Origin of the sequence: Brachyspira alvinipulli ATCC 51933, from assembly GCF_000518245.1 — a bacterium.
Lineage (GTDB): Bacteria > Spirochaetota > Brachyspiria > Brachyspirales > Brachyspiraceae > Brachyspira > Brachyspira alvinipulli.
The window spans coordinates 228,872-251,971 of record NZ_KI912403.1 but is presented as its reverse complement, the minus strand read 5'-3'; the positions used below and the strand labels follow the sequence as shown (position 1 = coordinate 251,971).

At 27.1% G+C, this 23,100-nt stretch carries 23 protein-coding genes and 1 riboswitch; of the genes, 9 read left to right on the top strand and 14 right to left on the bottom strand.

Features of this window, described 5'->3' with window-relative positions; all coding sequences use genetic code 11:
• Window positions 1–40: 40 nt before the first annotated feature.
• The 11 genes from T324_RS0108595 to T324_RS0108540 all read right to left on the bottom strand — a co-directional run bounded on the left by T324_RS0108595 (window position 41) and on the right by T324_RS0108540 (window position 12,508).
• A complete protein-coding gene (locus tag T324_RS0108595) occupies window positions 41–637 on the bottom strand; it encodes a uracil phosphoribosyltransferase (protein ID WP_028329877.1) in 597 nt (198 codons plus the stop codon).
• 96 nt (window positions 638–733) lie between these two features.
• Complete coding sequence (locus T324_RS0108585; protein WP_028329876.1) at window positions 734–1,879, bottom strand: AAA family ATPase; 1,146 nt, start codon at window positions 1,877–1,879, stop codon at window positions 734–736.
• Window positions 1,857–2,807: a radical SAM protein gene (locus T324_RS17030; protein ID WP_051436823.1), complete on the bottom strand. Its 951-nt coding sequence runs from the start codon at window positions 2,805–2,807 to the stop codon at window positions 1,857–1,859. Before T324_RS17030 ends, T324_RS0108585 begins: the two co-directional genes overlap by 23 nt.
• The gene (locus tag T324_RS0108575; RefSeq protein ID WP_028329875.1) at window positions 2,800–3,495 is read right to left on the bottom strand and encodes an ankyrin repeat domain-containing protein; all 696 of its coding nucleotides are present in this window, start codon (window positions 3,493–3,495) and stop codon (window positions 2,800–2,802) included. Before T324_RS0108575 ends, T324_RS17030 begins: the two co-directional genes overlap by 8 nt.
• A 182-nt stretch (window positions 3,496–3,677) precedes the next feature.
• Window positions 3,678–3,857 carry a PIN domain-containing protein gene (locus T324_RS0108570; protein WP_028329874.1) on the bottom strand — a complete coding sequence of 60 codons (180 nt, stop codon included), beginning with the start codon at window positions 3,855–3,857 and terminating at the stop codon, window positions 3,678–3,680.
• 96 nt (window positions 3,858–3,953) lie between these two features.
• Window positions 3,954–6,326 (bottom strand): glycoside hydrolase family 3 C-terminal domain-containing protein, encoded by a 2,373-nt coding sequence (locus tag T324_RS0108565; protein ID WP_245580669.1) that lies wholly within the window; start codon window positions 6,324–6,326, stop codon window positions 3,954–3,956.
• Window positions 6,327–6,425: 99 nt separating this feature from the next.
• Complete coding sequence (locus T324_RS0108560; RefSeq protein ID WP_028329872.1) at window positions 6,426–7,499, bottom strand: acyl-CoA dehydratase activase; 1,074 nt, start codon at window positions 7,497–7,499, stop codon at window positions 6,426–6,428.
• 17 nt (window positions 7,500–7,516) lie between these two features.
• On the bottom strand, window positions 7,517–8,665 hold the full coding sequence (locus tag T324_RS0108555; RefSeq protein ID WP_028329871.1) for an aminotransferase class V-fold PLP-dependent enzyme: 1,149 nt from the start codon (window positions 8,663–8,665) through the stop codon (window positions 7,517–7,519).
• A 64-nt stretch (window positions 8,666–8,729) separates the two neighbouring features.
• Window positions 8,730–9,878, bottom strand: coding sequence for a double-cubane-cluster-containing anaerobic reductase (locus T324_RS0108550; protein WP_028329870.1), 1,149 nt, complete (start codon window positions 9,876–9,878; stop codon window positions 8,730–8,732).
• A 226-nt stretch (window positions 9,879–10,104) separates the two neighbouring features.
• A complete protein-coding gene (locus T324_RS0108545; RefSeq protein WP_028329869.1) occupies window positions 10,105–11,256 on the bottom strand; it encodes a double-cubane-cluster-containing anaerobic reductase in 1,152 nt (383 codons plus the stop codon).
• Between the two features lie 157 nt (window positions 11,257–11,413).
• On the bottom strand, window positions 11,414–12,508 hold the full coding sequence (locus tag T324_RS0108540) for a hypothetical protein (protein WP_028329868.1): 1,095 nt from the start codon (window positions 12,506–12,508) through the stop codon (window positions 11,414–11,416).
• 178 nt (window positions 12,509–12,686) lie between these two features.
• On the opposite strand from T324_RS0108540, the gene T324_RS0108535 reads away from it, so the two are divergent.
• A complete protein-coding gene (locus T324_RS0108535) occupies window positions 12,687–13,595 on the top strand; it encodes a hypothetical protein (RefSeq protein ID WP_028329867.1) in 909 nt (302 codons plus the stop codon).
• A 41-nt stretch (window positions 13,596–13,636) separates the two neighbouring features.
• On the opposite strand, the gene csrA is transcribed toward T324_RS0108535, so the two are convergent.
• The 3 genes from csrA to T324_RS0108520 are packed head-to-tail and all read right to left on the bottom strand — an operon-like array spanning window position 13,637 to window position 15,653.
• Window positions 13,637–13,879, bottom strand: coding sequence for a carbon storage regulator CsrA (gene csrA, locus T324_RS0108530; RefSeq protein WP_028329866.1), 243 nt, complete (start codon window positions 13,877–13,879; stop codon window positions 13,637–13,639).
• A gap of 1 nt (window position 13,880) precedes the next feature.
• Window positions 13,881–14,345, bottom strand: a complete 465-nt coding sequence (gene fliW / locus T324_RS0108525) for a flagellar assembly protein FliW (RefSeq protein WP_028329865.1) — start codon at window positions 14,343–14,345, stop codon at window positions 13,881–13,883.
• A gap of 54 nt (window positions 14,346–14,399) precedes the next feature.
• Complete coding sequence (locus T324_RS0108520) at window positions 14,400–15,653, bottom strand: flagellar hook-associated protein 3 (RefSeq protein ID WP_028329864.1); 1,254 nt, start codon at window positions 15,651–15,653, stop codon at window positions 14,400–14,402.
• A gap of 198 nt (window positions 15,654–15,851) precedes the next feature.
• Between T324_RS0108520 and T324_RS0108515 the strand changes: the two genes are divergently transcribed.
• From T324_RS0108515 to tyrS, 8 genes are all read left to right on the top strand, one after another.
• Window positions 15,852–16,193 (top strand): DUF5674 family protein, encoded by a 342-nt coding sequence (locus tag T324_RS0108515; RefSeq protein ID WP_028329863.1) that lies wholly within the window; start codon window positions 15,852–15,854, stop codon window positions 16,191–16,193.
• 18 nt (window positions 16,194–16,211) lie between these two features.
• The gene (locus T324_RS0108510) at window positions 16,212–16,547 is read left to right on the top strand and encodes a hypothetical protein (RefSeq protein ID WP_028329862.1); all 336 of its coding nucleotides are present in this window, start codon (window positions 16,212–16,214) and stop codon (window positions 16,545–16,547) included.
• A 30-nt stretch (window positions 16,548–16,577) separates the two neighbouring features.
• A complete protein-coding gene (locus tag T324_RS0108505; protein ID WP_028329861.1) occupies window positions 16,578–17,342 on the top strand; it encodes a class I SAM-dependent methyltransferase in 765 nt (254 codons plus the stop codon).
• Window positions 17,343–17,378: 36 nt separating this feature from the next.
• Window positions 17,379–17,480, top strand: a riboswitch (TPP riboswitch).
• A 99-nt stretch (window positions 17,481–17,579) separates the two neighbouring features.
• Entirely contained in the window at window positions 17,580–18,932 is a 1,353-nt protein-coding gene (locus T324_RS0108500) for a YjiH family protein (RefSeq protein ID WP_028329860.1), read from the top strand.
• Between the two features lie 31 nt (window positions 18,933–18,963).
• On the top strand, window positions 18,964–19,755 hold the full coding sequence (locus T324_RS0108495) for a PhzF family phenazine biosynthesis protein (protein ID WP_028329859.1): 792 nt from the start codon (window positions 18,964–18,966) through the stop codon (window positions 19,753–19,755).
• An 18-nt stretch (window positions 19,756–19,773) separates the two neighbouring features.
• Window positions 19,774–20,565 (top strand): hydroxyethylthiazole kinase, encoded by a 792-nt coding sequence (gene thiM / locus T324_RS0108490; RefSeq protein WP_028329858.1) that lies wholly within the window; start codon window positions 19,774–19,776, stop codon window positions 20,563–20,565.
• 135 nt (window positions 20,566–20,700) lie between these two features.
• A complete protein-coding gene (locus T324_RS0108485; RefSeq protein ID WP_028329857.1) occupies window positions 20,701–21,777 on the top strand; it encodes a M24 family metallopeptidase in 1,077 nt (358 codons plus the stop codon).
• A 119-nt stretch (window positions 21,778–21,896) separates the two neighbouring features.
• On the top strand, window positions 21,897–23,093 hold the full coding sequence (gene tyrS / locus T324_RS0108480) for a tyrosine--tRNA ligase (protein ID WP_028329856.1): 1,197 nt from the start codon (window positions 21,897–21,899) through the stop codon (window positions 23,091–23,093).
• The last annotated feature ends 7 nt before the right edge of the window (window positions 23,094–23,100 follow it).

Genomic DNA, 23,100 nt, shown 5'->3' with positions numbered 1-23,100 from the left:
ATAAACTATTTTTTTATATTTACAAACAAAAAATATAATATTATATTAAAAACTCAGTGTTAAATAATCTGTTTCCTGTGTCGCTAGATTTACTTCCTTTATATTTATTATCTGATATTCTTATAGTAAATATATCTATATTAAGATTGGATAATAAATTTAAACCCTCTTTCTGTAAAACCTGAGTAGCTGCTATAACTTTATACTTATGCTCTTTTAAAGATAAATAATCAAATAATTCAATAACTGATTTACCTGTATTTATTACACTATCTGATATTATTATATTTTTATCTTTTAATACTTCTTTATATATATCAATCTCCTGTTTATCATTTATCAAAATCAATGCCGACTTAGGAAATACTTCAAAAATCCCCAAAGATAAAAATAAACCTCCCCTCATCAATGCTATTATAGCTGTATTACCAGCGCTGTTAAAAGCAATTTCCTCAATATTGCCCTGAGCATTTTTTATAGATTTATTTTCTTTTGGAAAAACAGATAATATCTCCATCCCAAGATAAATCCCCATCTTTCTATGTATCTGAGAAAGTTCAAATCCGTTTTTGCTTGAATCCCTGCTGTCATTTATAATATTATTTAATCCCAAATACTCATTTAAAATCTTAATCATATATACTATCTCTCTCTTCTAAAGAATCAAATTTTATACTTTGATATTTAAGCTGATAAATTGATGATGATATTTTTACATTATTCAAAGAAGAACTTATCTTATCATTAGATTTAAAAAAGCTCTATTTGCATTTATGAGCATATTATAATCTATTAAAGAATCTCCCAATGCCGTTACATTCTTTCCCATATCAATAAGCTTTCTGCATAAATATGACTTAAAAAATTTACTCACCAAATATTTACAGCTGTTCCTATGAAGCCAGCCCACAATCAATACATCCTTATTTTTTAATATATCATCCCATATCTCCCTGATGCCTGATGTTACAGCTATCAAAAAATAATCCTCCTTTCTGCTTTCTATTTCATTTATCAAAGGAATAAACAATTCTGTATTTTTAGATACTTTTTGACAAGCCTTCAAAAGTTTATCATACTCTATATTAGAAATTAAAGATGAAAAATTATATAAAGCAAATGAAGAATAATTATTGTTTTTAAATATTTTTTTTGTAATTCCAAAATCAATGCCAAGCTCTTTAAAAAGAGAAACAGAAGTATCATATATTGATAATGTCCTGTCGCAGTCTGATAAAATTATATTGTCATATTTATTAAGCAATTGAGTATTATCATTCAAAAAAGAAGTTACATTGTTTTTTACATCAAATATAGAATTATCTATATATTCATGAATACAATTAATAATGTTATCAGTATTATCATCATTTATAATTATTAACTCTTTTCCTAAAGCATTTAACTCTTCTTCTAAATGCTCTTTTTCATATTTCTTTAACTTATCTATATTTTCTATGGAGCAGTCAGCTTTTTTATACTCTTCATTTCTTGCTAATGCCCTGTTATAAATAATATTCGTATCAGTATCTAAATATAAAAATATATCATAGAAATATAGATCTTCTTTTATTCTTGCAATTTCAAAATTATCATTCTTATAAAATGCATAATGGGCATCTACTATAATATGCTTGCTGTTATTCTTATAAATATTATCAGCATATTCTATAAATTTTTTTCTGTATATATTCTTTTGTTCATTATCCAATTTGCTGAAAGAAAAATCCCTTTTTTTAGAAATATCAAATAAAAATTCAGATCCGGCACAATGATAAAAGTTATCATCATATTCTATAAGTTTATTAATTAAATAACTCTTTCCTGAAGATGAAACCCCATAAAGAGCAATCTTTTTATATTTTTTTAACTGTGTCATAAAAACTTATTCTATTATATCTTATTTCATCAAATTTTTTATATATCTCTTCTTTATACTTCTCTTCTACTTTATACAAAGGCTCATCATAATTAGCCAAAACAAACTTATCATTATCAGTAAATCTTCCGCATGGATAAATTTTTTTATTAGCATAAAATATATTAGTAATTCCAACCCCGCAAACAGCTCCATACATAGAACAATCCAGCTTCTTATTTTTTGCTGCCTCTATATTTCTTATAGTAATATCATTGCTGAATGAATTGACAAAGTTATCAAAATCATCATATGATATGCTCAAATCATCAGAAACATCAAATATCTTTGAAAAAGTAATATTATAAAATTTATTATTCAAAAAAAATTCCTCAAGCTGCTTTTTAAACTTCAAAGTATATGAAGAAACAGTACAGTTTATAGCAGGCTTATTTCCAAAAAGCTCTTCATAATATTTTATGCTCTCCATTACCTTTTCAAAAGATCCAACATACTTTCCATTTATTAATTTAACTCTAAACCTATCATGCAAATCTTTAAATCCATCCAAAAAAAATGATAAAGAAATTAAATCCCTATTCTCATAAAAAAAATCTATTATTCCTCTATCCATTCTATAACCATTAGATATAGTATAAAGCCTCAAGCGTTTATCATACATATTAGACTTTATATACTCCGCAGCATACTTTATCTCATTAAAACTAAGCAAAGGCTCTCCGCTTCCAACTATTCCTATAGTAAACTTCTTATCCGTATTATTAAAATGATTAATATATTCAATAATATTATCAATTATAATTTTTAATTCCCCAGCATCAAAGCATTTAAGCTTATCAGTATGAATATCCTCTCTTTCATAAAAATAACAATATGAACAGTTAAGATTACAGTAATTATTTATTGAAATACAAGCCCTGTCAATCATAATATTTCCTGATAATGTTATATATTATTTTAGCATTTTTATTGTTATTTTTCATATTTTCTTTGCAATAATCCATAGCATTTTTCCCGTTATAGCATCTTATATAAAAATCTATATTTTTACCGTATGAGCATAAAAAATCAACAATATTTAATCTATCCCTTATAACCGCCTTTATTAGTCCTGTAAATCCATTTTTATCAGTATGATTAAGAGATAAATGTTTAATAGAAGAAAAATACTTTACACCGTCAAGCCATCCGTCCCAGCATGCTATTAAAAAAGGAGTATTATTTTCATTTTTTCCCCTTTCTCCCTTGTCAGCTCTGGCTCCGTTTGATACAAGAATCTTAAGCATCTGCAAATTCTTTTTAAATACACAATATGACAAAGCACTAACCTTATATTTATGATTATCCAATATATCAATATCTATATTCTTAGAGGAAAGTAATTCTTTAACTATATCAATATTCCTATTCTCTATAGCCCTAATCAAAGGAGTAGTGCCATTAGAGTAAAAAGCATTAACATCAGCATTATAATCCCCATGTATAATATCTATTACCATATTTAAATCATCATTCTCTACAGCTTCCAATAACTTTGAAGTATATTGAGAATCATATTCCTCATTTCTGTTATGCTTTTCATATTCATCCAATGATAATGAAAAAACATTCTCCATAGATTTAGTTCTTGTAAAAAAGCTTTTATCATTATTTACTATATATACTTTTAAATTAAACTTATTTGCTACATATTCAGAATATTTTACTATAATATCATCATTATTCTCATTTTCTGATTTTTCACATCTAAATTCTTCTATAAGTATTTTAGAAATATATTTATTTATAGTAGAAATGGCTATTGAAGCGTCTTTATTTTTTTATTCTTTTGATAATCAAGCTCTAGGAGTACAATTTTTGGTATTATTACTTTTTTAAAATAAGCTATTGAATCCTCTATAATAGAATTTTTATGTAAAATTGCACTAGTATCCAGAATGCAAATAGAATTAATAAAATTTTTATCAATATTTTTCATATATCATCCAATATAATATTAACATATTTTTATTTATTATCAACAAATATGTTTTTATTAATTCTGCTTGAATAAACAAATAAAAAAAATTATTATTTAATTATTCAAAGATTGAAGTAAGTTTTCTATATCGTTTCTGCTTATCAATCCTCCGCTCATTGTGTAAAGAGAACGCAGAGGTGTTTCAAGCATCATGCTTTCAAACATCTTTTTTGTATCTGTTTTATCATCTTTGAACATTTCATCAAGTCCTATTAAAAGTTTATTATAAAAATCTTTGGCTATTTCTTCATGTAAAAGATCTGCTAAGTTATTATTAAGATTATAAGGCTTACATGCTTTTATATTAATAGGTTTCAATTTTCTTCCTAATAATTTTTCAAAATCCTCATCTGAAATATTAATATCTTTAATGTTAAAATAACTATATAATTTTTCATTATTGTAATCATTTGAATTTATTTCCATACTCTTACTTAAAATTAAATTTCTTGATGAGTTTCCAACATATATAGTATATATTCCATTTTCTATTTCATACTGTTTTGTTTCAACATTATAAAAAGAGAAACTTCTCTTATTTAATTTAATTATAACAGTTTTTGTTTCATTTGGTTCTAAGAATACCTTGATAAATCCTTTTAATTCTTTTTTTGCTTTAAATATATTATTTTCAGGAGTAGAAATATATATTTGAGCTACCTCACATCCAAACATTTCTCCTGTATTTTTTATATCAAAAACAACATGTATATTATCTAATCCAGCAATGGTATTAGCATCAGAAATTATGAGATTAGAAAATTCAAAACTAGTATATGATAACCCAAAACCAAAAGGGAATAAAACATCTTTTTCTGTTTTATCATAATATCTGTATCCAACAAATATTGATTCTCTGTATTCTACAGACTTATTGCCTCCAGGGAAATATTTGTAACTTGGATTATCTTCCAATTTTAAAGGGAAAGTTTCAGCAAGTTTTCCGCTTGGATTAACTATACCAAATATAATATTGAATGCAGCACTTACAGCAGCCTCTCCTGCTAAATATAAATTAACAACACCTTTTACTTTATCAATCCAAGGCATTAAAACAGGTGCTCCAATAGAAAGCACAACAACTATATTTTTATTAACTTTTGAAATTTCTTCTATTAAATGATTATGATTTTCAGGAAGATTAAGATGTTTTCTATCAAATCCTTCAGATTCATAAGAGTTTATCAAACCAGCAAAAATTATAACTATGTCTTTATCTTTGGAAATATTCACTGCTTCTTCTATTAATGCATTATCTATATTTGAAGAATTAGAATCATACCCTTTAGCATAATTGAATTCTATATTATGTTCTCTAAAATATTCTTCTGCTGTATCTATTTTATAAGCATTTATTAATGAACTTCCATTTCCTTGATATCTAGGTTTTTGGGCAAACTCTCCAATAACAGCAATTTTACTTTCTTTTTTTGCAGGAAGTATTTTATCTTCATTCTTTAATAATACTATAGAATTTTCTGCAATTTTTCTTGCTATTTTATGATTTTCTTCTTTATCATAAGAAAAATTTTGATATATATTATGCATACAGTTTAGAGAAAAATCAAGAAGTCTTATAATAACCTTATCTAGTACGCTTTCATCAATAATACTATTTTTTACAGCTTCATAAACTTTTTTATCATCATATCCATTAGTAGAAGGCATTTGTAAATCTAAACCAGCCTTTAATGCTTCAACTCTGTCATTAACAGCACCCCAATCCGAAATAACTATTCCTTCAAATCCCCATTCTTCTCTTAATATATCATTAAGTAAATATTTACTTTCAGATGCGAAATCACCATTTACTCTGTTATAAGAACACATCACAGTAGAAGGGTTTGATTCTTTTATTGCTATTTCAAAAGCCTGCAAATATATTTCTCTTAAGGCTCTTTCATCTACAATACTATCTATTACAAGTCTTAAAGTTTCCTGATTATTGGCAGCAAAATGTTTTAAGCTTGAAGCAATTCCATTATCTTCTAAACCGCTTATCCATCCGCTTGCCATTTTTCCAGCTAAATAAGGATCTTCAGAAAAATATTCAAAATTACGTCCGCAAAGAGGAGAGCGTTTAATATTGATTCCAGGTCCTAATACGGTAGAAACTTTATTAGCCTTAGCTTCTTTTGATATAGCTTCTCCCATTTCATACATTATATTAGGATCGAATGAACATGCACTGCAGCAGGCTGTTGGAAAACATGTTGCAGCTGTTGAATTTTGCAAACTTAATTCATCTGATTCTGTACTTTGTTTTCTAACTCCATGAGGACCATCAGTTAAATATAGGGAATCTATCTTTAATCGGTATATTGGTTTAGTTGACCAAAAATCTTTACCGCTCAAGAGAGATACTTTTTCTTCCAATGTTAATTCTTTCATTAACTCTTTGATTTGTTCTTGATATTTATTATTCATAATGATTACCCCAAAGATATATTGTCATAAGATTATGATATAATATTATCAATATATTACAACTTAAAAATAATAAAATAGAGTTATTATTATTTTTATTTATTTGGATATTTCATAAAAATTATCATATTCTATATCATTTTCTTTTAATATATTAATAAGATTATCTTTAAAATTAATTTCGCTTTCCCAAGACATACCGCATCCTGCAGATATTTCACTAGGTATTGATATTATTTTTCCAAGCATTTGGTTTGTTGTTAACATAACATCTTTAAAAACTTTTTCTGCTCTCATAACATCAGTTGTAGTATTAAAAGTTATAACTAATCTTTTTTCATTGTTTTCTTTTGGTTCAGTATTTTCATTTGCAGATATATTTTTCTTTATTACTTTATTATCAGAATTTTTTTCAAATCCTATGATAGCAGCTCCTATTGCTCCAGCATATTGTCCTCTGCTGTCAGTAATAACTTTACCTCCTAGAGTTTTTTCTAAGTTTTTAACTAAATAATCAAATACGCATAATCCTCCTGTAAGGAAGTAAGTATCATCTTTAAACTTTCCGCAAAGTGATGCAACCTTGTTTGCAACAGAATTTACTATAGCATAAGCAATTTCACTTTTTTGCTTTCCGCTGGATTTAAGACTTATAACTTCTGTTTCTGCAAATACTGTACACATTGAGCTTATAATTACATCAGTTTCTTTGCATTTTGAAGCTTCTTCAAGAAGTGTAGGTATAGAACATCCTAAAGAATTTGACATTAATTCTATAAATCTGCCTGTACCAGCAGAACATTTATCATTCATAATAAAATTATCAACTTTTCCATTTTTTATATTTATTATTTTAGTATCCTGTCCGCCTATATCAATTAAAGTGCCGTCTAAATTATTAAATAAAAAATTGGCTCCTTTGGCATGACATGTTATTTCTGTTATTGTTTTATCAGCATATTCTATAGATACTCTTCCATATCCTGTGCCTACGAAATATGAATTTTCTTTATTGATATTTTTTTCTTTTAACATTTCAAGTATCTTTGCAGCAGCTTCAATTCCAGACCATCCTGTAGGAATCATAAATAAATCAATTAAATCATTAACATTATCATCATAAACAGCAACTTTTGAAGCAGTTGAACCTATATCTATACCAATATAATACATTTTTATTTTCCTTTAATTTATGAAAATTTTTTACTAATTTCTTTTATAGCTTTAATACCTTTTTCTATTTCTTCTTCTGTATTGAAATAAGAAAAACTAAATCTTACAATACCCTGTTTTACAGTATTTAATGATTCATGCATAAGAGGGGCACAATGTCCTCCTGACCTAGTAGCTATATCATATTCATTTGCAAGTATATCAGATATTTTTGCAGAATCTATTTCACCTATATTCAATGCCACTATTGATGTTCTATTATCAGTATTATAATTACCATAAAATTTAATATTATCCATATTTTTTATTTCATTATAAAAATAATCTGCTAATTTTTTTTCATGCTTTCTAATTTTTTCTAATCCTTCATTTTCTATAAATTCTAATGCAGCATTAAGTCCTGCTATAGAATGACTATTTAAAGTACCAGCTTCAAGTCTTGTGGGCATATTTTCAGGCTGAGTTTTAGAATAAGTTTTTATTCCGGAGCCTCCGCTTTTTAATGGTTTTATACTTATCCATTTTTTTATACATAATCCGCCAGTACCTTGAGGTCCCATTAAACCTTTATGTCCGGTAAAACATACTATATCGATATTATTTTTTTTCATATCTATATTTATAGAACCTGCACTTTGAGAAGCATCAAGAATAAATAATATATTATGTTTTGAGCATAAATTGCCTATAAAATCTATATCCAAAACATCTCCTATAACATTAGATGCATGCGTACATACAATAGCTTTAGTGTTTGTTTTTATACTTTTTTCTATATCTGAGTAATTTATTTCTCCTTTAATATTTGCTTTTATTATAGTTAATTCCGTGCCAAGTTCCTGCATTTCATAAAGAGGTCTTAATACACTATTATGTTCTAAAGAGGTTGTTATAATATGAGAATCTTTATAATTTTCTATTAAGCCTTTAATTGCAGTATTCAATGCTTCTGTTGAATTGCTTGTGAATGCAACATAATTAGGACTGTAGCCATTAAAGAGTTTTACAATTCTTTCTCTTGTGCTTAGTATAACTCTTTCGCTATTTAAAGATGATTCATAAGAACCTCTTGAAGCATTTGCAAAATTATTTATAGCGTTAAAAACTGCTTTGGCAACAGTTTCAGGTTTTTTTAATGTTGTTGCTGCATTATCAAAGTATATCATTATGTGTCCTAATAAAAGCAAGGTACTTTAAAAAAGCACCTTGCTGATTAAGTTAATATTTTATTTATAGCATTTCAATGAATGCTTCTAATCTAGTTCTAACTTGAGGAGCGTCACTATTAGAATAATTAGTTTCTATTGCTAAATATGATTTTCCTAATCCTTCTACAGTACGTCTTACTTTTTCTGTTTCTATAGCATAAGTATGGCATGCACTAAGAGTAACATCAACAACACCATCAACTTTATAATCATTTATATATTCTTTTATTCTTTCCATTCTGCCGTCATTATTTACCATAATAGAACAAGGAATATTTAGATATCTTTCAGCAATAGCTTCTATAGGATCTTTATTCTCATCAACTAACATTTCAAAATTTTTTGTTCCTATACAATTTTCAATACATACTACAGAACCGCCTATTTCTTCTATTTGTTTTATTACTTTATCCACAACTCCTCCTGTAGGACATCCTGTTATTAATATTCTAGGTGCATCTTTAGAAAATGGAGTTTCACCTTTTTCATATTTTTCTTTAACATTTTTGATAGTCTGTTTAATTTCTTCAAAAAATTGTTTTTTATCAAATTTGAAATTAGAAGAATTCATAACATCATGCATTTCTGCTCCTTTAACAGGAGAAGGTACTAATTTAGCAAGGGAGAAAAATTCTTTCATAATAGTTCTCTCTTCATTACATAGCTTTATAGCATCTTTTAATTTATCTTCTGTAATTTCAACATTAAATTTTTCTTCTAATCTTTTAATAAGTACATTCAATTCATTTTTCCAAAGTTCAAAAGAATGATAATTTCTTGTATGAGGCAATTGCATAACATGAGTATCTTTTATTTCACCTAAAAGTTCATACATTTTTTTCTTACCATCGCATGTAGTTTCACCAATTATTAAATCAGAAAAATACATATAAGGACATTTATCAGTTATTGCAAAACCATAGCTTGATTTTATTAATGGACATAAGTTTTTAGGCAGATATTTTTCAGCTTCAGGTATAGTTTCATCACTTGTTGAACATAATGATACGCTTAGAGCATCAGCAGCATATATTAATTCTCTAGGTGTATAGGTGCAAAAAGTTCCTACTACATTTCTGCCTTTATCTTTTTCAGCTTTCATTGCTAAAAAACCTTTTTTACGTGCATCGGCAAATGTTTCAAAAATTTCTGGTAAATTATTATTAGACATTATATTACTCCCTAAAATATATTTGTTTTTTAAATAGAAATGGATTCTATATCCTATAGAATTGAATACTTAAAGTATATGTCTTGTGTATTTTTTGGATAGATAAGAAATGGCTACTATCAATTTGTTTACAGCAAAATTAGTAATCATAGATAAAATTATAATAAAAATATTTATGTTTGTCAATTAAATAATTTATTTTTCTAAAAAATATAAATATGAATTATTACAACATTTCAACAAATGCTTCCAATCTTGTTCTAAGCTGAGGGGCATCGCTGTTAGAATAATTTGTTTCTATATTTAGATATGACTTTCCCATACTTTCAACTGTACGTCTAACTTTTTCAGTTTCTATAGCATAAGTATGGCATGAAGTAAGCGTAACCTCTACTACACCATCAACATTATATTCTTCTATATATTTCTTTATTATATCCATTCTATCATCATTAGGACTCATAACAGAACAAGGTATATTTAAATATTTTTCTGCAATTGCTTCTATAGGATCTTTATTTTCATCAACAAGTATTTCAAAATTTTTGCTTCCTAAACAGCTTTCAAAGCAAACAACACTGGCCCCAACTTCTTCTATTTGCTTTATAACTTTATCAACAAGTCCTCCAGTAGGGCATCCTGTTATTAATATTCTTGGGGTATTTTGATTATATTCTTTTTGATTATTTTGTGAATGCATTTCTTTTAAATTTTTTATTAACTCTTTTATTTCATTTATATATGCCAATCTGTCGAATTTATAATTTGATGAATGCAAAGCTTCATGCATTTCACTGCCTTTTATAGGAGAAGGATTAAGTTTTCCTAGTTCATATAATTCTTTTATTACTTTTCTTTCTTCATTAAATAGTTTAATAGATTCTTTTAATTTTTCTTCAGTGATTTCAATATTAAATTCTTTTTCTAATCTTTTTATAAGTTCAGCAATTTCATTTTTCCAAAGTGCTAATGAATATTCATTTTGGAAATGAGGCAATTGCATAACATAAGTATTTTTTATTTCTCCTAAAAGTTCGTACATTTTTTTCTTACCATCGCATGTAGTTTCGCCAATTATTAAGTCAGAAAAGTACATATAAGGGCATCTATCAGTTATCGCAAAACCATAGCTTGATTTTATTAACGGACATAGGTTTTTAGGCAGATATTTTTCAGCTTCTGGTATAGTTTCTTCATTTGTAGAACATAATGATACGCTTATAGCATCAGCAGCATATATTACTTCTTTTGGTGTATAAGTACAAAAACTTCCTACTACTTTTCTGCCTTTATCTTTTTCTTCTTTCATAGTAAGAAAGCCTTTTTTACGTGCATCTGTAAATGTTTCAAAAATTTCTGGTAAATTGTTATTAGACATTATATTACTCCATAAAATATATTTATTTTTTAATAGAAATGGATTCTATATCCTATAGAATAAATATTATAATATATGTCTAGTATATTTTTTTGATAAATAAGCAATGGCTGCTATTATTTTTGACTTAGAGAAATTTTTTATCATTGCAGTTATTTTAATATCTCCATATTCCCCAAATATCCAATCCGCCATCAAATGCATTTGCACTATTTATTTCAAAATCAGCAGCTTTTCTAGTGATTCTTTGACCTTCTGCATATGCTGTAAAACCAAATGTTAAATTTTCAACTAAAGTAACACGCATTTCTCCTTCCATACCATAATGCAGATTATAATTTCCATCTGTTTTATAAATATTTCCTTCAAACATTAATCTAGGCATTAAATAAGTGTATATAGCTCCTAATTTCATTTCAAATTTAGCTGGAAGTAAAACATAGAATCTCATACTATCCGTAGCTCTTTCTGTTTGTGCCTCATCACTGTATAAATAGTTTATTAAAGCATCCTCAGCATATCCAGCATCTATAGTAGCCCATCTTGCTCCTATACCATAATAGAAAGCTAATTTAGCTGGTATACTAATTTGAACAGGATAATTATCAAATCTTGTAAGCATTATTTCTCCATATAGAGAACCTCCTATAACCATAGGAGCTATATTAGTATTTCCTACTGGGTTAGTAACAGTAGAAAGCTGAATTCCGTAATGAAGAGCTATTGTAAATTCATCTAATAAACCGCTCCTAAACATAAAAGAAAATTTAGGAGTAGTACTTACAGATAATTTTCCTCCATAATAATTTGGATCTGATATAGATACTGATACAGGAAGAGATAATCTATATCTTTCGTTAACAAAACCAAATGAAAATGAATGGCTATGTGCTATAGGTGAATTTTTGTCTGTAAGGTCATTATATAAATTAAATTGATAACCAATAGAAAACATTCCATAACTTAAACCAATAAAACCTTTTGGTAAGAAGGCTAATTTTCTTTTTCCATTTGCATCTATTGTATCATTATTTACTATCTGTGTTAAATCTAATAATGCAACTCCCAATTTGAAAGGGGTATTATGATTCATAAGCGGAGCAAAGTCGTATATTGTGCTAACTCTGTCTGTACCAAATCTTGTTGATGTTACACCTTCTATTAGATTATGCATATTATCTTTATCTAGAATATCATCTATAGCAAATACAAAAGAATTTAATAGCATCAATAAACAAATAACTTTTTTCATCTTCTCTCCACTTTACAATATTTTTATAAAAACAGATATTATTTAATATTGTAATAATTAGTTCAATATTTTTTCATGATAGTTTATAGTAGAAATACTATTTTTTCAAGTACCTATTAAATCATCTATTATACATTTTTACATTAATTAATTCTTTTTTCTTCCGATAAATCTACAAATGATAAAGGACTTTTTATATTTTATAATAATAATATTTTCTAAAACAGTAATTGATCTGTTTAGATTATTCGGCAGTATTATAATATTCGGATTTATTTTGTATATATTATCTTCTATGACAAGAAGGATATTTGCTAAAACATTGGGTTCAAGAATAGAAGTTTATATTACAGGCTGGATAGGTGCCCCTATACATGAACTTTCACATGCATTGTTTTGCATTTTATTTAGACATAAAATCAATGATATTAAACTTTTTAATGCAAAGTCAGATACCATAGGATATGTGCTTCATAGTTATGATTCCAGAAGCTGGTATCAGCAAATAGGTAATTTTTTTATAGGAGTGGGTCCAATTATTGTAGGGACATTGATAGTATATATATTATTTTTATTATTGGCACCGGAATTAAAAGAAAATATATTTACAATTCCTAATATTAAATACAAACAAGTATTCAATTCAGAAATTTTATCGATTGTATACTATACTATATCAAGTTTTTTTGTGTATACCTATAATATTTTTGTTAATATCATTAAAAATGTTATTGTCAATTCTTCATTTAAAAGTATAACATTTTGGGTATTTTTATATTTATCTATATCAATAGCATCACATATGGAATTAAGTCCTGCAGATATTTCTCATGCTTGGAAAGGAATAATAGTTATCTTTGCAGTATCTTTAATATTGAATACATTTTTAATAATGATGAAAGTATTTTTTAAATTTGATGTGCCAAGCTCAGTTTATGTATTTATCAATGGAATTCTTGAAACTTATAATATGCTTTTGATATTTTCTTGTATTATATCATTATTTAATGTTATAATATCATATATCATTCTAACACCTATTAATATGATAAGAAACGGCGGTTTTATTAATCCATTTAGTAATTAAATATAATAATTAGTAATTAAATATAATAAAAAGGAAGGTTTTTATTTTCCAAATTTGTTTTTTACGAAACTTGTTAATATATTTAATTTATCGGCTGTAGCTTCTTTAGATGCTTCTAAGTTTTGACTTTCTATCTCTTCGTATACTTCTTTTCTAAAGATTTTTACATTTTTCGGAGCATTGATACCAAGTTTTATTTGATCTCCCCGTATATCAACCAACATTATTTCTATATTATCCCCAATTACTATGCTTTGATTGATTTTTCTAGAAAGTACAAGCATTTTATGAACTCCTTTCTTCTGTTTTATTTTCTGATTCTTCAGATAATATATAATGTCTTGTAGTATATTTGTCCCCAGAAACAGTACACTGTTTTGCTTTATGATTTTTTATATTAAAAACTACGGGTGCTATTAAATTAGCACTCATAGTTTTAAAATCATCATTTGGTATGCTGACTATTGTTAATAGATATAAATCTTCATGATTTTCTATACCTAAATATTTTATATCATCGTCATGCACATCAGGTTCATAATCTTTAAATACCAAAAACGGATCTATTAGTATAAAACATACATTTTTATCATCTTTAGATTGTAGGATTTTAAAAGTACCTTCTTTATCCATATTAACAAGATAAAACTCATCATAGTCTTCAAAGGCTAGTATCGTTCCATTCAGATGATAAAGTGAATCATCTGAAACCTCTACTTTTCCTAATATCCTAGATTCTATTTCTGGCATAAATTATTTCCTTTTTTATTAAAATTAATTATTATTTACAATAAATTCTAATTATTATCTTAAATAATCCATAAGAGTTCTGCCCAATATTCTTCCAGCGGTTTGTAAAGAAGCATTATGAGCATATTGCCACATATTAAAGTTAACAATTTCTTCAGCATAATCTATATTTTCATTCTTAGCTAAAGCCTCTTGAATTGATAATTTTTGATTTTCAAAACTTGTATATCCCATATCAAGTCTTGTTACTTTAGATGAAGCATTTGCTTGTACAGTTGCAACATTGTCTAAAGAACTATCTATATAACCTAAAGCCTCGCTTCCTATAGCTCTTACATCATCATTAAGCATAGCATCTCTTAAATAAATAAGACTTTCAAATACGCTTTTGCCTGTTACTAATGCACTAGGCTCATAGTTATTTTCAGGGTTGTTTGCAGCACCAACTCTAACTAAACCTATATCTTGTAATACAGTACCGCCTGCTAAATCTTGTAAAAGAATTTTATGAGGTGTTCCTGTTTTTAATTGTATAACTTTAGCACCGCCTTTTAAATCTCCTATGCTGGCACTTACATTTCCATTAGCATCATTTATTCTTTGAACTATAGCTTCAATATTATCGCCTTGTTTAATATTGATAACCATATCATCTATCATAATGTCTTGATTTTCAGCAGCTATATATGTAGAAGCATCTGTAGTAGATATAATTTCCATATTTGTTCCCCAGAATGCATAATTTCCAGGAGTTGCTACATTGATAAGCTGTCCGTTTTCTACTTCTCTATTTTGAGCATTTCCATCGCCTTCATATATAACAGATTTTACTATTGAACGTCCTGCTTTTTCATCATATCCGTAAAGAGCTCTGAATGGGGCAGTTTTAGTGCTTGTTCCGGAAAATACAAATTCTCCTTTGCTTTGAGTTTTAGATATGTCATATATTCTTTCTAACATTTCTTCAACTTCCATAGCCATTTTAGCTCTGTCATCAGCACCATAAGTACTATTAGCACCCTGTACTGCTAAATCTCTTGCTCTATTTAAAGCTTCTGTTATAGCAGACATAGAATCATGTGCAACACTTAATTTTTCTTTTCCATCAACTATATTATTTTGATATCTATCAACAGATGACATTCTAGTTCTGTAATATATAGAATTAATAGTTGATGTAACATTCTGGTGAGGGTACTGCACCCTTTGACCAGTAGATAATCTAGTTTGAGAAGCTTCCATCTCACTATAGTTTCTTTTTATTGTACTAACTGTTCTATTAAATTGGGCTTGTTCAGTAACTCTCATTTTTTATCTCCTGTTTTTAATATAGAAGTGATTATTATATCATTATCATTCTCGTAATAATCTAAAATTTTTTTATTATTTTTTTATGATTGAATTTTCTATCATAAAAAGACTTATTAATTATCGGAATGTATAAGTATAAAAAACATTATGATTGAATTTTATTTACCGTTAATATTTATGTGGAGTATTACTATTATGATAATTGTTAAAGAAAGTATAAAAATTGATGAATTAAAAAATATGCTTGGAAATTTTTTTACAGATATGGTTAAAGGTGTTGTTGATGTTGAAAAAAAAGAATTAGCATTAGATGCAGAGCTTCATAGTGATTTAGAGTCTTTACTCATAGAAAATGGTTCTTTGCAAAATGATTTATGGGGTATTAATATATATCCTAATTTAGATGATGAAGATTTCTTAGAATTTGATTCTTTAATTAATATACGGCCTTCAGATAATAATAAAAGTAGATATGTAGAAAATGAAAGTATTAGAAATGAAATAATAAATATAGTTAATAATTTAATAATAAGATAATTATATAAGGGCAGATTTATGAATTATATGCATAAAGATTTGGCAGCAGGAAAATGGAAAACTCTAAGTTTAGCTGAACAGATGGCTAATATAGGAAGCGAAGTTTACAGAGCAATAAAATTTAAAAAGAAAAATAATTTAGAATATTCTGTTAATTCACTTTACAGAGCATTGGAGTTAATAGATTTGACTATAGAAGCACAATATAAAAAACATAAAATAAAAGAGTTTACAAGATTAAGAGAAGTATTATGCGATTATTTGATTGGAGATAATGAATATAATACAGATGAAAGAATTATGAAATATTTTGACAGTTTTGCTTATATTCTTGCAAAGAGAAAAGGAAAATGATTTTCTATAATATTATAGTAATAATTAATTATGAAAGAAAATAAATATAATGATGAAATTTTTTTTAATAAATACAGTGAAATGGAAAGGTCTAAATTTGGACTTAATGCTGCAGGAGAATGGGAGAGCTTAAAAAATATACTTCCTTCTTTTGAGAATGAAAATATTTTAGATTTGGGATGCGGTTACGGATGGCATTTGATTTATGCTATTGAAAATAAAGCTAATTTGGCAGTTGGTGCTGATATATCCGATAAAATGCTTGATGTGGCAAGAGAGAAAACTAAAAATATTAATAATATAAAATTGATTCTGTCTTCTATTGAAAATATTGATGAAAATATAAAAAGTAATGAAGAATTAAAGGATATAAAATTTGATATAGTTTTAAGTTCTTTGGCTTTGCATTATATAGAAAATTTTGACAGCGTAGTTAAAACAGTAAAAGGACTTTTGAAAGATGACGGATATTTTGTATTTTCAGTAGAGCATCCAATATTTACAGCTTATGGAACTCAGGATTGGTTGTATGATGATAATGGGGAAATAGTTTGTTTTCCCATTGATAATTATTTTTATGAGGGTAGAAGAAATACAAAGTTTTTGGGTGAAAGTATTATTAAATATCATAGAACAATAACAACATATATTAACACTCTTATAAATAATGGTTTTATTATAGAAAATATTACAGAGCCTATGCCTCCGGAAACAATGCTTAAAGATAATAAACAAATGAAAAATGAATTAAGACGCCCAATGATGATTATAATAAAATCTAAAAAATATCATTAATAGTAATTGAAATAATTTTATTTTGTTATATAATATTATAAAAATTAGGGGAGCTTAAAAGCTGAGAGTAAGTTTAATAACTTAGACCCTTATAACCTGTTGGATAATGCCAGTGTAGGGAAATATTTTTATTTATTAAAATAAGTTTTCTAAAATTATTTTCTTTTTAATTCTTATACACTCATTATTTTCATTAAGGTTTCTCTAAAATATTAATTTATATTTAAGGAAATTTTTATGGATAATGTTTCAAATTCTGAAAGTGTTTTAAGCAGTAATGATTTAGCTAATATTAAATTTAGTAAATCAATTTATTTAAAATTTATCATACTTAGTTTTATAGGTATATTTATGCTATTTATACCAATTAAGATAGGCGATGTTAAATCAATACCTATAGATCATTTAGTAAGTTTTATAAGAAAAATTCCTTTTGTAGATCCTTATTATGGTATTTTGATAACTATGTTCGGCGGTATATATCCTTTTATAAATAAGTCTTGGAATAAAAATAAAACAGAAATAGTATTTTCATTTATCAAACTTACATCAATACCATTTATAATAATGGCGTATTTTGGATTAGGGCCTGCTGATTTTCATAAACCTAATATGCTTCTTTTTTCTTATAATTTACTCACTCAAATAGCATTGATTAATAGTATAGGTTTTATATTTTTATCATTTTTGGTAGATTACGGGCTTATGTCATTTGCTGGTATATTTATGCGATGTATAATGAAGCCTATATGGAAAACTTCAGGAAGATCATCTTTAGATGCTATAGCTTCATTTGTAGGAAGTTATTCTATTGCTCTTTTAATGACAAGTAAAGTTTATAAGAAAGGTTTTTATTCTAAAAAAGAAGCCTGCATAATAGCTACAGGATTTTCTACAGTTTCAACTACTTTTATGATAGTTGTTGCCAAGATGTTTAATGTTATAGATAAATGGAATATATATTTTTTTGGCACTATGTTAATAACATTTATAGTAACTGCCATAACTGTAAGACTTTATCCATTAAGAAATAAACCTAGCGACGGATATATGGATAAAGAAGTTGCTGAAGAGCCTATATACAAAGGAGGAAATATTTTTAAGCTGGCATTGAATGAAGCTGCTGAAGTTGCTAGTCATTCAGATAGTGTGTTAAATAGCATTGTTAAGAATCTTAAAGAAGGGCTTATGGTTTCTATTTCAGTAATGCCTAACTTTATGGCTATAACATTTATAGGACTTTTAATAGTTAATTATACACCTTTCTTTGATGTTATTAGTTATATATTTTTACCTGTAACTAAATTATTAGGACTTGGAGATGAGGCTTATATAGTGGCAAAGGCTTGTTCTGTTACATTAGTTGAAATGTCATGTTCTTCAAGTATTGTAATGTATGCTAGTCAATTTGCTAAGTCTGTAGTTGCTGTGGTATGCGTTGCTGAGATTTTATATTTTGCTGCTCCTATTCCAGTGATATTGGCTGTAGGAATACCTATAAAGATAAGAGATATGATGATAATATGGGTTGAGAGAATAATACTTTCATTGATATTCGCTGTGCCTTTTGCATATTTCTTTCTTAGTTGATAATTAGTATATAATAAGTGTGAGATTAATTATGAAATACTATATTATAGATTCTTTTGCTGATGAGGTTTTCAAAGGTAATCCTACAGCAGTTTGCATATTAGAAAAAAACATTTCTCATGAACTTATGCAGAATATTGCTATGGAGAATAATATTTCAGAAACGGTTTTCACTATAAAGAATGGAAATAATTATGATGTGTATTGGTTTACTCCTAAATGCGAAATAGATTTTTGCGGACATGCTGTACTTGCCGTGGCTTATGCTATATTAAATTTTGCTGAAAAAGAATCTAATGAGGTGAGTTTAAATACTAAAGAGGGTATATTAACCATTAGAAAAAAAGATGATCTTTATGAAATGGATACTCCTAATTATGATTTGAAGCCTATAGAAATTACAGCTGATATAATAGAAGCAATAGGAGGAATAAAACCTTTAGAGGCTTATATAGGACGTGATATTGTATGCGTATTGGAAGATGAAAATCAGGTTATAAATGCAAAACCCAATTTAGAAATTATAAAGAAATTAGACGGACTTCTATTTCATATAACATCTGATGTAAAAGATAAAGAAAATAATCAATATGACAGCATCACTAGAACTTTCGGTCCGAAATTGGACGCAGATGAAGTTGATGTATGCGGATCAGGGCATTGTCATATTATACCTTTGCTTTCAAAGAAATTGAATAAAGATTATTTTACTGCATTTCAGGCTTCTCCAAGAACAGGAGTTTTATATTGCGATATTAAAAATAATAAATTAAAAATAGCCGGAAAGGCATGTTTATATTGTATTTCTGAGATTTTTATTTAAATTATAAGGAGTTATAAAATGAGTACATTACAAGAAGAAATATTTCAATCCATAACAAATATGAAGTCAAAATCTCCATTAGTTCATAATATTACTAATTTTGTAGTTATGCAAATTACAGCTAATGCTTTGCTTGCTGTTGGAGCTTCTCCTGTGATGACATTCGAGAAAGAGGAGTTTGAAGATATGCTTTCTATTGCTTCATCTCTTGTTGTTAATATTGGAACATTGACTAAGACTTCTATTGAGGCTATGTATAAAGCTTGTGAAATAGCAAATAAAAAAAATGTTCCTTTTGTGCTTGATCCAGTAGGAGCAGGAGCTACAAAATTAAGAACTAAAACAGCTATTGATTTGATTAAAAATTATAATCCTAAAGTTGTCAGAGGAAATGCTTCTGAAATAATGGTTCTTGCCGGAGAGAGCATAAAAACTAAAGGGGTAGACAGCACAGCTAATGTTAATATGGCACTTGAGGCAGGTAAGCATTTAGCCAAAGAATATAATACAGTTGTAAGCATAAGCGGTGAAACTGATATTATAACAGACGGAAATAAAGTTTTATATGTTAGCGGAGGTTCTCCTTTAATGCCTGTTAATACTGGTATGGGCTGCACTTCCACTGCTATAACAGGTGCTATGCTTGCGGTTGCTGAGCCTTTGATTGCCGCTTCTTCTGCTATGTGCATAATGGCTTCAGCTGGAGAAAAAGCTTCAAAAAAATCTGAAGGTCCTGCTAGTTTTGCTGTTGTTTTTATAGATGAGCTTTATAAACTTGATATCAATGATGCTGCCAATAGAGTAAGGTAATAATAAATGATATTGATTTTATAAATTAAATAATTAATGTTTTATTTTTATTAAATATACAAAAATTCTTTTTTTGGTATATAATTCTTAAGTATGTTTTTCATCATATTATTTTTTATTAAAGAGGATTAATTTATGAATATTAACAGATTGAAAAGAGTTATTAATTCCATGAAAGAAAAAAATATTTATCAATTTGTAATAACAGATAGAATGTCAATATATTATCTTACTAATATTAATATATATTCAGGAGAAAGATTTTTTGGGCTTTATATAAATCAGGATAATGAAGTTCATCTTATTAATAATTATCTTTTTCCTTTGAGTAATAATGATATAGATATATTATACTATTCTGATACAGAAAGTGCTGTAAAAAAAATGTCTAAATTTGTGCATAAAGATAAAAATATTGGTATAGATAAATCAATGACATCTAACTTTTTATTGGAAATGATGGATATTGATATTGCAAAAAATTATATAAATGCTTCTCATTGTATGGATTATGTAAGAATGCAAAAAGATGAAGATGAAATAAAAAAGATGATGAAAGCTTCAGAAATTAATGATAAAAGCATGAAAGATATTATTGATTTTGTAAAAGTAGGTATGAAAGAAATTGATGTTTTAGAGGAATTGAAACTTATATATAAAAGAAACGGAGCGGACGGAGGATTTTCATTTACTCCTATTATAGCTTTTGGAGTTAATGCTGCTAATCCTCATTATTCTACAGGCAATGCAGTTATAGGAGATAACGGATGTTTAGTTATAGATATGGGCTGTATGCATGATGGATATTGTTCAGATATGACTAGAACTATATTTTTCGGAGATCCTAGTGATGAAGCTAAAAAAATATATAATATAGTGAAAACAGCTAATGAAAAGGCTATTAATAAAGTAAGTGAAAAAGTAAAATTTTCTGATATAGATAATGAGGCACGTTCATATATTACAGAAAATGGATATGGTGAATATTTTACTCATAGAACAGGACATTGTATAGGTATGGATGTACATGAATATGGGGATGTTAGTTCTATACATCATGCACAATTAAAAGATGGTATGATATTTTCAATAGAACCTGGTGTATACTGTAGTGATAAAAAAATAGGTGTTAGAATAGAAGATTTAATACTTGTTACTAAAGATGGTTATAAAGATTTGAATAGTTTTACAAAAGAAATCATAGTAAAATAATAACTATAAAATTAACATAATAAAATTCTTTATTTGACTTTAATTGAAATTTACATTATTATTAATACTCAATATTATATGTAAATATGTAATTTATTGTTATAAAAGGGATAGTAAATATGGAGAATAAACAATACAGTGTAGAAGAATCTATAGAATTGATTACACGAGGTATAAGTGAAGCTATAGGATTAGATGAGATAAAAGAAAAATTAAAAAGTGGAAAACAATTAACAGTAAAAGCAGGTTTCGATCCTACTGCACCTGATATACATTTGGGACATACTGTACTTTTAAGAAAAATGAGACATTTCCAATTATTGGGGCATAAGGTTATATTTTTAATAGGTGACTTTACAGGAAGAATAGGAGATCCTTCTGGTAAAACTAAAACAAGACCAAGACTTACATTGGAAGATGTTTTAAGAAATGCAGAAACTTATAAGCAGCAGGTATTTAAAATTTTAGATCCTGAAAAAACTATAGTAGAATTTAACTCAAAATGGCTTGAAAAAATGAGTTTTGCTGATGTATTAGGATTAACTTCAAGATATACAGTAGCACAGATGATAGAGAGAGATGATTTTGCTAAAAGATATAAAAATGGTCAGCCTATTAGTATGATGGAATTTATGTACCCATTAGCTCAAGGGTATGATTCTGTTGCTTTAGAATGTGATGTTGAGCTTGGAGGTAATGACCAGAAATTTAATTTGCTTGTAGGAAGAACTTTGATGAAAGAATACGGATTATCTCCTCAGGCAGTTATTACAGTACCATTATTAGAAGGATTGGACGGTGTTGAAAAGATGAGTAAATCTCTTGGTAATTATATTGGTATATATGATAGTCCTAAAGATATGTACGGTAAAGCTATGAGCATACCTGATAGTTTAATCTCTAAGTATATGGAACTTCTTACAGATATACCTATAGAAGATATAAAGAATTATGTTAAGTCTATGGAAAATGGTGAAAATCCTAGAAATATAAAAGGAATACTTGCCAAAGAGATAGTTAAAATATATCATGGAGAAGAAGAAGCATTAAATGCTGAGGAAGAGTTCAAAAGAATATTCAGTTCTAAAGGACTTCCGGATGAAATAGAAGAAGTATCTGTTAAGAAAGATGACAATATTTTGAATATATTATCTGTTTGTATGTCTTCTGAAAGTAAATCAAATTTGAAAAGATTAGTTTCGCAAGGAAGCGTTACTTTAGATAATGAAAAAATTAGTGATATAAATGCAGTTATTTCTAAAGAAGGTATTTTAAAAGTTGGCAAACGCAATTTCTTTAAAATAAAATTTTCTTAAATAAAAA